Here is a 13,336-nt window from a genome sequence, read left to right on the forward strand (position 1 = left end):
GTGTGGGAACCGTGACGACCCGAATCATGTTCGAAAATCTTCCGCGCGCCGTTCTTGCTGCGATCGAAAGGCGGAGCGGACGGGTAATCAAGAGCGAAGCCGTAAGCCAAGGATTCAACAGCGAAATCGCCGCGCGTGTTTTCACTGAATCTGGTTCTTTTTTCGTCAAAGGCCTTCAGGTCGACCACAAGCGCGTATGGACGCAGCACAGAGAAGCGGAGGTAAACCCGTATCTCGATGGGATTTCCCCTGCGCTGCGCTGGAAGATCGAAGAGGGGGGATGGGTACTACTGGGGTTTGAGAATCTTTCGGGTCACCATGCGAACTACTCACCCGGCTCGCCGGACCTCGCGAAAGTGGCGGATCTTCTATGCAGGCTTGGTGAAGTCGCGATTCCCGATATTGAGCTAAGGCGAGCTGAGCAACGATTCGCGGCCTACGTAATTGCTACTGAGCATCTCGAATATTTCTCAGGCGCATCCCTGTTGCACACGGACCTTAATGACCACAATGTGATTGTTGATAAAACGGCCTATCTTGTTGACTGGGCATGGGCCACTCGCGGGGCCGAATGGCTAGACGCGGCGTATTGGGTTGTCTGGCTTATCGCCGCAGGAGGTCATGCCCCTGAGTCCGCAGAATATTGGGCTAGCAGGATTCCAGCATGGCACAGGGCGCCCACTGAGGGGATCACGGCCTTTGCGCGGGCTACAGAGAACCTGTGGGAGGAGATTGCCGACGGCGACCCGGACGAGTGGACGGAGCGTTTGCTTCTCGCCGCCCGCCGTTGGTCAGCCTTCCGGCAGCGGAATTAGATCTATCGTTCCCCAAGGGTAGTTGTCACTCAGCCGGCACTCGTGTCTTCCGGCACGTACCGCATCGCGTGAACAGGGATTACCCCTCGTCCTGACCCGTGCGGTCCGCTACAAACGATCCCTTACCCCACCGCGTTTCGATCAGCCCCCGTTCCCTCAGGATTCGAACCGCCCTGCGGGCAGTCTCCCGCGCCACGCCGTGACGTTCGCACAGCTCTGCCTCAGACGGGATCGGCTCACCCGGCGCCTTCCCTTTGATCTCTTCCAAGAGAGCGTCCAGCACTTCCATGTAAGGGGCGCGGGGGGTGTGCGGACGCTCAGGGTGCTCGGGCATGCGACAGAGCGTAGACAACGGGCCATTCTCACGCGAGTTAGACAAGCAGACGTGTTAGACAGGTAGACGAGTTAGACGTGTTGTCTTAGCGTGATCCCTGAACACAGAAGCGCCCCGAGAGACCGATTAGGCCCGGTCCACTCGGGGCTAGCCGAGACAGCTAGCAGGAGCTGACCGACACATGCGCGATCTTATCGCTAGCGCCCTTTCCTGGGTGCTCGCAGTCTTAGCCCCCCAGCACCCCGGACGTCACAGTGCGGAGTACCTCACCGCGCAGGCTGCCGAGGATGAAACCGCGCCCGTCTCGATCTGGAGGACGCCGTGGCGTGGTCTGTCCTCCTGGGAGGCCCAAGCGGTTTTCCGGGACGAGCGGATGCAAGCGTTACCGCCTCTACAGCGTGAGCGCTCGTACGCTGCGGCATTCGCGAGCCTCGGAGTTGACTACGACTTCCCAACCATGGGTCTCGGCAGTGTCATAGCCCGAGAGGGGGCCGCATGACCGCCGCCCGGTACATCGCAGCACTCCGCGACACCCAGCCCATCCCGGACCCCTCCGGCGCGACGTGCTGCCGGTGCAAGAGGTGGACGTGGGCCCCGCTTCCCGTTCGGTACATCCAGCGTCCAACGGGCCCGGGGGTGACCCTCTATGCCTGCCCGGACCACGCCGTCGAGTTCCCGCCGGCCCATCCCTCCGGCGAACTGGGCTGAGTCCTCAGGGGCCGTGAACGGCGTACCCTTCATGGCCTGCCTGTAAGGGTCCCGTACCCGCACTGACCAGCTAACTCACCAGCCCTGCCCCCTAGTTGGGGGTGGGGCTGTTGTAGTACCCTTTGACTTGGTTCCCGACCACGAAGTAGATCCACCAGGCCGAGAAGACGATCACCAGGCCGCCCGCCGCGATCGGCAGCAGCTCGCCGAGCGCGTCGTGCTCGGCCACCGCCGACTTCACGGCGACCGTCGCCGCCGAGATCGTCTCGCCGAGCACGATGATCGTGAACAGCCCGTAGCGTTCGGCGATGTGGTGCGGGTGCCAGGAGGTCGCGTAGTCCTTCTCCGCGTACAGCGGCACGCACATCTCGGCGATCGCCATCACCAGGAACACCCAGGGCCGCGCGGGCTCCGGCAGCACCACCAGGCCGAGCCAGCCGACCAGGCACAGCAGCACCCCGCCCGCGTACCGGAGCGCCATGGTCCGCTCCGCGCCGCGGGCCCACCGCGCGGCCCTGAACCACTGCGCGGCCATCGCCAGCCGCATGATCACGTAGCCCAGCCAGACCACCAGGTAGTCGTGGTCGGTGAAGGCCTGCGAGATACCGGCCGCCAGTACCAGGACGCCGGCGATCTGGACCAGGGTGACCACCCGGTAGAGCACGTCGTCGTTGTCGTACGCCGAGGAGAACCAGGTGAAGTTCATCCACGCCCACCAGATGGCGAAGAACTGCATCGCGTAGTTCAGGACGCCCTCGCCCGCGTGCCCCGCCGCGACGGCGTGCACCAGCGCCACGCCCGCCTGCGCGATGGCCACCACGAAACACAGGTCGAAGAACAGCTCCAGCGGCGACGACACCCGGTGGGCCTCGTCGCGCCCGCGCGCGGTGAGCCTGCGCAGCGGCCGCAGGGGCTGGGGTGAGTGCTGGGAGGCGGGAGCCGCGGGAGAACTGGACGTCATGCGTCCAGCACAGCAGAAAAGGCCACCGAAGGCTCGCGAACAAACCCGAGCCGTGCGCGCCGTAGGCTTGAGGCATGAGCACCGCCCCCGAGCCCGCGCCGCGCGACCCGAAACCCGCGCTGATCTTCGACGACCCGCTCGACCGGCAGTCGTCGGACGACACGGACCGCGGCTGGGGCGACCGCCCGGAGGGCGACTCCGCCGCCGACCTCAAACGCTTCCTCGACGAGAAGCCGCCCCACCACCTCTGAGCCGCCCGCGGCAGCGCGGCTAACGCGCGTCGTGACCGCTTCCGCGCTGCGCGACCAGGGCGTCGCGGATCTCCTTCAGCACCTCCAGCTCGGTCACCTCGACCACCTCGTGGGTGCCCTCCCGCGCCTTCCGGCGGGCCTCCACCCGGGACAGGTACTTCGCCATCGGCAGGACCATCAGGAAGTACACGACCGCCGCGGTGATCACGAAACTCAGCGTGGCTCCCAGGACGGAGCCCCACATGATCTGGATGCCGCTCTTCACCGTGCCGTCCGCGTTCAGCGCGCACGGGTCCTTCAGGCACGAGCTGTAGCTGTCGAGGTTCTTGGTGCCGATCGCGCCGACGAGCGGGTTGATGATCCCCTTCACCACCGAGTTGACTATGTTCGTGAAGGCGGCGCCGATGACCACCGCGACTGCCAGATCGACGACGTTTCCGCGCATCAGGAAGGCCTTGAAGCCCTGCCAGACGCTCGGTTCCTTCTTCGCGTTCACCTCGGGGACTCTCCTCACATGCACAGGGTGTGGAACAAAACGCTCCGCAACCTACGTCACCGTGCAGCCATCGCGCCCAATCCGGTAGCTCGGACGAGCGACTTGACACAAAGCGTCCCGAAAATCGCCCCAGGTTGTTCAGCTCATGCGAGGAAGCGCAGGGCTTCAGTCGGGGGGCATCCTTGTAACCGTGGCGTGGAGCGCGCGGTATCGCTCGTGTGGGCTCGGGCGCGAAGTGGACGGTTGTCATTCCGGCGGAGCCGGTGTTGTGGACATCCGGGCTTGTCACCCGGTCGGGTGATGCGTGCCGAACGCGCGGCGGATGGTCGTACGCGTGTGCAGGTTCACTGATCGTGAAGCTGGTTGTGCAGGTCAGACTGCTGCCGACGCCTGTGCAGGCGGCCGCGCTCGAGGCGACCTTGTCCGCCTGCAACGAGGCGGCTAGCTGGGTCGGCGAGGTCGCCTTCGAAAGAACGTGAAGAACAACTTCGCGCTTCGCAAGCACACCTACGGCGAGATCAAGGCCCGCTGGGGTCTGGGTGCGCAGGCCGCTCAACACGTCATCAAGAAGACCTGCGACGCGTACGCGTCGCTGAAGGCGAACCTGAAGGCCGGGAACCTGGGCAGGCCCGGCTCGAAGCGTTACCGGAAGGCCACCGAGAAGCCGGTCGCCTTCCGTCCGCAGGGGGCGCAGCCGTACGACGACCGGATGCTGTCCTGGCAGATCACCGAGCGGAGGATCTCGATCTGGACCGTTTCGGGACGGGTGAAGGACGTGGCGTTCACCGCGAGCTCCGAGCAGCTGGCCACTCTGGCGTTGTACCGCAAAGGCGAGTCCGACCTGTTGTGCCGGGACGGCATGTGGTTCCTCAACGCCACCTGCGAGGTCCTCGAAACACCGGCGAACACCGACCCGGTGGACTTCCTCGGCATCGACCTGGGCATCGTGAGCATCGCCACCACGTCCGACGGCGAGATCATGGCCGGACGCGAGATCAACCGGGTCCGCGCCCGGGAGCGGACGTTGCGGGCCACGTTGCAGAGGAAGAACACCCCGTCCGCCAAACGACGCCTGAAGAAACGCAGGCGTAAGGAGGACCGGCGGGCCAGAGATATCAACCACAAGATCGGCGTTCATCGGGTACAAGGCCCGCAGGGCGGGGGTGGCGGTGGTGTACGTCGATCCGGCGTACACCTCGCGCACCTGCGCAAAGTGTGGGCACATCGACAAGGCGAGCCGAGTCTCTCAAGCCTGGTTCGCGTGCCGGAACTGCGGATTCGTTGATCACGCAGACCGGAACAGCTCCCGCAACATCCGCGCCCGAGCGTGGGAGTTGTGGCGACGCGGGGCCCCGTCGACGGCCCCCGCCCCACCTCGGCGTCAGCGGGGCGGGGCTGGACGCAAGCGCAGTATCACCGCCGGTGATGCCCGCTGTGCAAGCCCGGCGCCTTAGCGCCAGGTAGTTGACCACAGCGTCACCGCCAGCCGTGCCGTGGTGCTCGCGCCGACCAGTTGGGCCGCGGTGGACCGGGGGACCGAGAGCACGACCAGTGCCCCGCTCTCCGCGGCCGGGTCGACCGGCTCCGGCAGTTTCGTCACGCGTACCCCGCGCGCGATCACCCGGGCCGCCCCGCCCGCCGCGGGGTCCCCGGCCGCGATGACGTCCACCCGGTCACCGGGGCGCAGCAGCCGGACGGTGGCCGCGTCGGCGATCCGTACCGGTGCGGTCACCATGTCCACGGGCGGGGCGTGCCGGCGTACCGGCTGAGCGGCAGGGTGTCCCCGGGGCCGCTCGGCGCGCAGGGGGCCGGTGGCGGTCCGCGGTCCCGCCGCGACGAGCGCCGCCGCCGTGATCGCCAGGCCGGCCGCGAGGGCCCGCCTGCGGTGGCGCAGCAGGCGGTGCAGTTGATATCGCCCGCCGCGTACCCGCACCGGTTCGAAGTGCGGGACCTCGCAGGTGGCGGGGGCGTCCGTGCCCAGCGGGCGCGGGACGCGGAGGGGCGGCGGGACGGCGAGGTAGGGGGACGGGGGAACGGACATGGGGATCACCACCGGCGACGAGGAATCGGCTTGCGAGACCACGATGAGGTCTCGCGCCGAAACGCGTCGGAGCCGGTGGGCTACCGACCGGTTGTGGACAACTCGGCCACCCGAACGAGGAGTTCCGCCCGCATCCCCCTGTGGAAACCGCCCCTGCGCTACGGCAGCTCGAAGCCCGGGTCCATGCCGCCGAGCGCGTTCGTGCACAGGCAGTCCCGTGCCGGGTTCTCCGGCAGGGCCGCCACCGCGTCGAACAGCACACCGCGCAGCCGGTCCACATTGGCCGCGAACACCTGGAGAACCTCGTCGTGCGAGACGCCCTCACCGGTCTCGGCGCCCGCGTCCAGGTCCGTGACCAGGGTCAACGACGTGTAGCAGAGCTCCAGTTCACGGGCGAGCGCCGCCTCGGGGTGGCCGGTCATGCCCACCACCGACCAGCCCTGCGCCTGGTGCCACAGCGACTCGGCGCGGGTCGAGAAACGCGGCCCCTCGATCACCACCAGCGTGCCTCCGTCGACCGGCTCCCAGTCCCGGCCCCGAGCGGCCTTCAGTGCCGCCGTCCGCCCGGTGGGGCAGTAGGGGTCGGCCAGGGAGACGTGCACCACGTTCGGCACGGCGCCGTCGGGCAACGGCAGCCCGTCGAAGTACGACTGAGCCCGGGACTTCGTACGGTCCACCAGCTGGTCCGGTACGAGCAGCGTGCCCGGGCCGTACTCGGGGCGCAGACCGCCCACCGCGCACGGGCCGAGCACCTGGCGCACACCCACGGAGCGCAGCGCCCAGAGGTTGGCCCGGTAGTTGATGCGGTGCGGCGGCAGATGGTGGCCGCGTCCGTGGCGGGGCAGGAAGGCGACCCGGCGGCCGGCGATCTCGCCGAGGAAGAGGGAGTCGCTGGGCGGCCCGTAGGGCGTCTCGACCTGGATCTCGGTCACGTCGTCGAGGAACGAGTAGAAGCCGGAACCGCCGATTACGCCGATCTCTGCGTTCACCATGCGCAGCACACTAGCGGGCCGTTCGCCGGCCGTTCGAGCGGGGCGAGAGCCGGGGTCCGGGAACGCCCAGAACCCCGCCGTCGCTCGACGGCGGGGTCCCAGGGGTGAGGTATCAGGCGGCGGAGCTGCTCGCGGAGCCCGACGAGGACGACGTCGAGGACGACGACGTCGAAGACGACGGCTTCGAGTCGGATGCCTTCGAGTCGGACGACTTCGCATCGGACGACGCGGAGCCCGACGACTTCGACGCGGGGCTGCTGCTCGACGAGGAGCCGCGGCTGTCATTGCGGTAGAAGCCCGAGCCCTTGAAGACAATGCCGACCGCGGAGAACACCTTCTTCAGGCGGCCACCGCAGTTGGGGCACTCGGTCAGGGCGTCGTCGGTGAACTTCTGCACCGCCTCGAGGCCCTCGCCGCACTCGGTGCACTGGTACTGGTAGGTCGGCACTGTCTTCCTCCTGGCACTCTCACTCGATGAGTGCTAACGACGGTCCATAGTGACGTATTCCTGAGGATCAGTCCACCGTCACCGGTACGCGGTGACCGACGCCACGTGCGACGGTACGGTTCCGCGGCGGGGCGACCAGCCGGGAACGCAGTGCCACGAGGGCCACCAGGGCCAGCATCGTGCCGGCCATCGGGACCAGGAATCCGGCGCCGCCCCACAGGCGGTCCTCCAGCTGTCCGGCGGCCGTGACCGCGGCCGCCTGGCCGAGCGCCACCGCGCCGGTCAGCCAGGTGAACGCCTCCGTGCGGGCGCCGGCCGGGACCAGGCCCTCGACCAGCGTGTAACCGGTGATCAGGGCGGGCGCGACGCACATGCCGACCAGCAGGCCGAGGCCGGCCAGGACGAGCACCGAGTGGGACGTCCACAGCGCCGACGCGGTCAGCGCGAGCGCCGCGTAGCCGACGACCAGGCGCCGGTGCGGGGCGGCCTTCCAGGCGAGCGCGCCGCAGACGATGCCCGAGAGCATGTTCCCGGCGGCGAAGGTGCCGTACAGGACGCCGTTCAGGCCGGGCTCGCCGATCGACTCGGTGAACGCGGCGAGGGAGACCTGCATGCCGCCGAAGACGGAGCCGATGCCCAGGAACGCCACGACCAGCACGCGCACGCCGGGGACGCGGAGCGCCGAGGCGTGCCGCACGCGCGCGTGGCCGGTGCCGGTCACCCGGGGCTGGGTGCTCTTGCGCGCGGCGAACAGCAGACCGCCGGCCAGGGTGAGCGCGGCCTCCGTGACCAGTCCGGCGGCCGGGGCCACGGTGGTGCACAGAGCGGTCGCGAGCAGCGGGCCGAAGACGAAGGTGAGCTCGTCGGTGACGGACTCGAAGGCGGCCGCGGTGGACATCAGAGGGGAGTCCTGGAGCTGCACGCCCCAGCGGGCGCGGACCATGGGGCCGACCTGCGGCACCGAGGCGCCGGTCGGCACGGCCGCTGCGAACAGCGCCCACAGGGGCGCGTGCGCCAGCGCGAGCGCCGTCAGGACGAGGCCCGACAGCGTGTGGACGAGCACGCCGGGGACCAGCACGGCACGCTGCCCGTAGCGGTCGGCCAGGCGGCCGCTGTAGGGCGCGAACAGGGCCATGGAGACGCCGGTGACCGCCGCGGCGGCACCCGCGGCGCCGTAGGAGCCGGTGGTGTGCTGCACGAGCAGCACGATGGAGATGGTGAGCATCGCGAACGGCTGGCGTGCCGCGAAACCGGGGATCAGGAACGTCCAGGCGCCACGGGTGCGCAGCAGCCGGCCGTATCCCGGGCGGGACGGCGCAGCCGAGCTCTCCGACGGCTCGGTGGTGACCGTGGATGCCACGGCCCGTGCCTTTCTGCCGCCTGGTAGCGCGCCCGTGCGGGGGCGCCGAGAGCTGTCCTCTTGCGCGGAACTGCGGTAGATACCGGCGCCCACTGCGAGGAGTGATCCGGCCGCCATACGGTCGCGCCAGCTCTGCGTCAGGCAGAGTTGGTTCGATCAGGGTGGTTTCATCGTACAGGGGTGAAAGCCCGGTACGCCTGTGAAAACGAGCACCGCGAACCCTGTTCACCTGGGATTGGCGGTGGTGTGAACCATCCGAAACACGCCCTTAACGCGCGCCCGACGCGCCGCCCGGCCCCGCGCCCGCCGTCCCGTTCGTGCCCAGCCAGCCCGCCAGCTTGCCCCCGTGACCGACCGCGCGCAGCCGCCGTTCCGCGGCGTCCCGCACCGGGTCGGTGGCGACCACGAGGAGTTCGTCCCCGCGCCGCAGTACCGTCGCGGGCAGCGGAACAAACGATTTTCCTTCGCGGACGACCAGGGTGACGGCGGCCCCGGCGGGCAGCCGCAGCTCGTTGATCTCCACGCCGTGCATCCGGGAGCCCTCGGGGATCGAGACGGACAGCAGATGCCCGCGCAGCCGCTCCAGGGGCGCGGACTCGATGCCGAGGTCGGCGGCCTCCGGGCCCTCCCCGAGCCGCAGCTTGCCGGCCAGCCAGGGCAGCGTCGGCCCCTGGACGAGGGTGTAGACGACGACCAGGACGAAGACGATGTTGAAGATCCGGTGGCTGGTGTCGACGCCGTTCACCATGGGGATCGTCGCCAGGATGATGGGCACGGCACCGCGCAGCCCGGCCCAGGACATCAGGGTCTGCTCCGGCCAGGGCACCCGGAACGGCGCGAGGCTGACGATGACGCTCACCGGCCGCGCCACCATGGTGAGCACCAGCCCGATGACGAGGGCGGGCACGATGTCGTCGCCGAGCTCGTGCGGGGTGACCAGCAGGCCGAGCAGGACGAACATGCCGATCTGGGCGATCCAGCCGAGCCCCTCGGCGAAACCGCGGGTGGCCGGCCAGTGCGGCAGCCTGGCGTTGCCGAGCACCATGGAGGCCAGGTAGACCGCGAGGAAGCCGCTGCCGTGCGCCAGCGCGCCGGCCGCGTACGCCGTGACCGCGATGGCCATCACGGCGATCGGGTAGAGGCCGGAGGCGGGCAGGGCGACGTGCCTGAGGCCCCAGGAGCCGAGCCAGCCGACCGCGAGGCCTATGCCCGCGCCGATGGCCAGCTCCATGGCTATCTCGCCCACCAGGACGTACCAGTGCTCGACCGGCCCCGCGGTGGACAGGGCGACGACCAGGATGACCACCGGGGCGTCGTTGAACCCGGACTCGGCCTCCAGGGTGCCCGTCACGCGCGCGGGCAGCGGAATGCGCCGGAGCACCGAGAACACCGCCGCCGCGTCCGTCGAGGACACCACCGCACCGATGATGAGCGCCTGCCGCCACTCCAGTCCGACCAGGTAGTGCGCTCCCGCGGCGGTGACGCCGACGCTCACCCCGACCCCGGCGAGGGCCAGCATGGAGGCGGACGCCAGGACCGGTTCGACCTCCTTCCACTTCGTGCCGAGACCGCCCTCGGCCAGGATCACGACCAGGGCCGCGTATCCGATGACCTGGGTCAGTTCGGCGTTGGCGAAGTGGATGTCGCCGATGCCGTCCTGGCCCATGAGGACGCCGATCCCCAGGTACACGAGCAGGCTGGGGAGCCCGCTGCGTGAGGAGACCCGGACGGCCGCGACGGCGACGAGCAGGACCACGGAGCAGACGAGCAGGAGCTGGTTGAGGTGGTGGACAGTCAGCGGCGCTTCCTTTCCTTGGCTCGCGCGCGGGCGACGCGGAAGCTCTCACGTACAAGACCCGAGGCTGCGGTACTCCGCACCCAAGTACTTCGTTACCTTACCTAACTCTTGACGCTTTCTTGACGCTTCCCGAGGCAAGATCGAACGCCCGTGCCTGCCGGATCCCTACTCCGCGTCAAGTGGCGTAGGGCCCTGCGCCTATGGTTGCTCCAGCACTCCAGGACCGCCTGCCGCTCGCGTTAGGACAGCAAGGACAGCGATGCCCCCCAACACCACCGCCACAACGGGTGACAAGCCTGGCAAGTCCGGCAGGAAGAAGGGGCGCAGAGCCCGACTTATCGTGCTCGTACTCGTTCTGGCCGTCGTCGGTGGCGTCTTCTACGGGGCGTACTGGTCGGTCAGCACGGTCCGTGCGTCCTTCCCGCAGACCAAGGGTTCGATCACGCTCCAGGGCCTGTCCGGGCCCGTGACCGTGAAGCGCGACAGCTACGGCATCCCGCAGATCTACGCCTCCACCGACGAGGACCTGTTCATGGCGCAGGGCTACGTCCAGGCGCAGGACCGGTTCTACGAGATGGACGTGCGCCGCCACATGACGTCCGGGCGCCTGTCGGAGATGTTCGGCAAGGGCCAGGTGAAGAACGACGAGTTCCTGCGCACCATGGGCTGGGACCGGGTGGCGAAGGAGGAGTACGACACCAAGCTGTCGGCCTCCACGAAGAAGTACCTCCAGGCCTACTCCAAGGGAGTCAACGCCTACCTCCAGGGCAAGGACGGCAAGGACATCTCCCTGGAGTACGCGGCCCTCGGGTTCGTCAACGACTACAAGCCCGCGCAGTGGACCCCCGTCGACTCGGTGTCCTGGCTGAAGGCGATGGCCTGGGACCTGCGGGGCAACATGCAGGACGAGATCGACCGGGCCCTGATGACCAGCCGCCTCGGCCCGCAGCAGATCAAGGACCTGTACCCGGACTACCCGTACAGCCGCAACCAGGCGATCGTCCAGGACGGCCAGTACGACGCGCTCACCAAGACCTTCGAGCAGGACGGCTCCACGAGCGGCTCCGGGACCTCGACGGGCACCGGCTCCACCACGACCTCGTCGACCACCGGCTCGGCGCTCACGAGCCAGCTGGCGAGCCTCTACAACGTCCTGGACGACGTCCCCACGGCCGTCGGCGTGAACGGCCAGGGCATCGGCTCCAACTCCTGGGTCGTCGGCGGCCAGTACACCATCACCGGCAAGCCGCTGCTCGCCAACGACCCGCACCTGTCGGCGTCCCTGCCGTCCGTCTGGTACCAGATGGGCCTGCACTGCACGACGGTCTCCAGCAAGTGCCAGTACGACGTCACCGGCTACACCTTCGCCGGCATGCCCGGCGTGGTCATCGGCCACAACGCCGACATCGCCTGGGGCATGACCAACTCCGGGGTCGACGTCACCGACCTCTACCTGGAGAAGCTCTCCGGCGACGGCTACCTGTACGACGGGAAGACCAAGCCCTTCACGACCCGCACGGAGACCATCAAGGTGGCCGGCGGCACGTCCAAGAAGATCGTCGTACGCCAGACCGCCGACGGCATGCCGCTGCTGTCCGACCGTGACGACGAACTCGTCGAGGTCGGCAAGAAGGCCACCGTTGACACCGCCGCGCCCGACCGCGGCGACGGCTACGGCATCGCCCTGCGCTGGACCGCCCTGGACCCGGGCACCACCATGGACGCCGTCTTCGCCCTCGACAAGGCGTCCGACTGGGACTCCTTCCGGAACGCGGCCGCCCAGTTCGACGTGCCCTCGCAGAATTTGATCTACGCCGACACCAAGAACAACATCGGCTACACGCTGCCCGGCAGGATCCCCACGCGCGCGTCGGGGGACGACGGGTCCATCCCGGCGCCGGGCTGGGACTCCAAGTACCAGTGGACCGGCTTCATCAAGCAGGACGAACTGCCCTACGAGTACAACCCGAAGAGCCACTACATCGTCACCGCCAACCAGGCCGTGATCGACAAGGACAAGTACCCCTACACGCTCACCACGGACTGGGGCTACGGCACCCGCAGCCAGCGCATCACCGACCTGATCGAGTCGAAGATCAAGGACGGCGGCAAGATCTCCACCGACGACATGCGCCAGATGCAGATGGACGACAGCAGTGAGATCGCCAAGCTGCTGGTGCCCAAGCTGCTGAAGATCAACCTCGACGACAAGGACGTCCGCGAGGCGCAGAAGCTCCTGGAGGGCTGGGACTACACCCAGGACTCCGACTCCGCGGCCGCGGCCTACTTCAACGCGGTCTGGCGCAACATCCTCAAGCTCGCCTTCGGCAACAAGCTGCCCAAGGAGCTGCGGGTCAAGGGCCAGTGCCTGTGGGTCGACAAGGTCGACAGCACCGGCCCGGTCGACGACGACAACACCAAGGTGCGCGAGTGCGGCGAGCGCGACGCCGACCAGGCCCAGCCGGACGGCGGCGACCGCTGGTTCGAGGTGGTCCGCAACCTCATGGACAAGCCGAACAGCGCCTGGTGGAAGACCCCGGCGTCCGGCACCCGCCCCAAGGCCGACAACATGAACGAGCTCTTCGCCCGTGCCATGATCGACGCCCGCTGGGAGCTGACCGCCAAGCTCGGCAAGGACATCGACACCTGGAGCTGGGGCCGGCTGCACCGCCTGTTCCTGAAGAACCAGACCCTGGGCACCGACGGCCCGGCCATCGTCCAGTACATCCTCAACCGCGGCCCCTGGAAGCTCAGCGGCGGCGAGGCCACGGTCGACGCGACCGGCTGGAACGCCGCCGGCGGCTACGGCGTCGTCTGGGTCCCCTCCATGCGGATGGTCGTCAACCTCGACGACCTGGACAAGTCCAAGTGGATCAACCTCACCGGAGCCTCCGGTCACGCCTTCAGCGCCCACTACACCGACCAGACGGGCAAGTGGGCCGACGGCGAACTGCTCCCGTGGTCGTTCTCGGACAAGGCGGTCGACAAGAGCACCAGCGACACCCTCGTCCTCAAGCCCTGAGGCCGACGGGCACCCGCCGGTGAGACGGCCCTCCACGCCCCCGGGGGGGGGCGGGGGAAGTTTGGGGGGCCGAGGCGGTTTAGTTAGGGGGACCCTGCGGCCCCGCGCGC

10 protein-coding genes and 2 pseudogenes are annotated in these 13,336 nt (G+C 68.6%); 4 read left to right on the forward strand and 8 right to left on the reverse strand.

Features of this window, described 5'->3' with window-relative positions; all coding sequences use genetic code 11:
* The first annotated feature begins 11 nt into the window (after positions 1 to 11).
* Positions 12 to 815, forward strand: a complete 804-nt coding sequence (locus tag ACWGKQ_RS14075) for an aminoglycoside phosphotransferase (protein ID WP_453292169.1) — start codon at positions 12 to 14, stop codon at positions 813 to 815.
* Positions 816 to 894: 79 nt separating this feature from the next.
* On the opposite strand, the gene ACWGKQ_RS14080 is transcribed toward ACWGKQ_RS14075, so the two are convergent.
* Complete coding sequence (locus ACWGKQ_RS14080) at positions 895 to 1,149, reverse strand: GntR family transcriptional regulator (RefSeq protein WP_453292170.1); 255 nt, start codon at positions 1,147 to 1,149, stop codon at positions 895 to 897.
* Positions 1,150 to 1,993: 844 nt separating this feature from the next.
* Positions 1,994 to 2,818 (reverse strand): annotated as a pseudogene (locus ACWGKQ_RS14085) (low temperature requirement protein A); the annotation flags it as partial.
* Positions 2,819 to 2,892: 74 nt separating this feature from the next.
* On the opposite strand from ACWGKQ_RS14085, the gene ACWGKQ_RS14090 reads away from it, so the two are divergent.
* Positions 2,893 to 3,069: a hypothetical protein gene (locus ACWGKQ_RS14090; protein ID WP_189264509.1), complete on the forward strand. Its 177-nt coding sequence runs from the start codon at positions 2,893 to 2,895 to the stop codon at positions 3,067 to 3,069.
* A gap of 19 nt (positions 3,070 to 3,088) precedes the next feature.
* Here the strand turns inward: ACWGKQ_RS14090 and mscL are convergent, their stop codons facing one another.
* Positions 3,089 to 3,565: a large conductance mechanosensitive channel protein MscL gene (gene mscL / locus ACWGKQ_RS14095; protein WP_453292171.1), complete on the reverse strand. Its 477-nt coding sequence runs from the start codon at positions 3,563 to 3,565 to the stop codon at positions 3,089 to 3,091.
* A gap of 353 nt (positions 3,566 to 3,918) precedes the next feature.
* Here mscL and ACWGKQ_RS14100 point away from each other — a divergent pair.
* Positions 3,919 to 5,019: pseudogene (locus ACWGKQ_RS14100) on the forward strand (RNA-guided endonuclease InsQ/TnpB family protein).
* Here the strand turns inward: ACWGKQ_RS14100 and ACWGKQ_RS14105 are convergent.
* From ACWGKQ_RS14105 to ACWGKQ_RS14125, 5 genes are all read right to left on the reverse strand, one after another.
* A complete protein-coding gene (locus ACWGKQ_RS14105) occupies positions 5,016 to 5,606 on the reverse strand; it encodes a hypothetical protein (RefSeq protein WP_453292172.1) in 591 nt (196 codons plus the stop codon). The pseudogene ACWGKQ_RS14100 and the gene ACWGKQ_RS14105 overlap by 4 nt on opposite strands.
* Positions 5,607 to 5,764: 158 nt before the next feature.
* On the reverse strand, positions 5,765 to 6,598 hold the full coding sequence (locus tag ACWGKQ_RS14110; RefSeq protein ID WP_453292173.1) for an S-methyl-5'-thioadenosine phosphorylase: 834 nt from the start codon (positions 6,596 to 6,598) through the stop codon (positions 5,765 to 5,767).
* 112 nt (positions 6,599 to 6,710) lie between these two features.
* Entirely contained in the window at positions 6,711 to 7,046 is a 336-nt protein-coding gene (locus ACWGKQ_RS14115; RefSeq protein ID WP_453292174.1) for an FmdB family zinc ribbon protein, read from the reverse strand.
* A 67-nt stretch (positions 7,047 to 7,113) separates the two neighbouring features.
* Positions 7,114 to 8,406, reverse strand: a complete 1,293-nt coding sequence (locus tag ACWGKQ_RS14120) for an MFS transporter (RefSeq protein ID WP_453292175.1) — start codon at positions 8,404 to 8,406, stop codon at positions 7,114 to 7,116.
* Positions 8,407 to 8,674: 268 nt separating this feature from the next.
* The gene (locus ACWGKQ_RS14125; RefSeq protein ID WP_453292202.1) at positions 8,675 to 10,204 is read right to left on the reverse strand and encodes a potassium/proton antiporter; all 1,530 of its coding nucleotides are present in this window, start codon (positions 10,202 to 10,204) and stop codon (positions 8,675 to 8,677) included.
* Between the two features lie 259 nt (positions 10,205 to 10,463).
* Between ACWGKQ_RS14125 and ACWGKQ_RS14130 the strand changes: the two genes are divergently transcribed.
* Positions 10,464 to 13,226: a penicillin acylase family protein gene (locus tag ACWGKQ_RS14130; protein WP_453292176.1), complete on the forward strand. Its 2,763-nt coding sequence runs from the start codon at positions 10,464 to 10,466 to the stop codon at positions 13,224 to 13,226.
* The last annotated feature ends 110 nt before the right edge of the window (positions 13,227 to 13,336 follow it).

Source organism: Streptomyces sp. NPDC054770 (genome assembly GCF_053611985.1).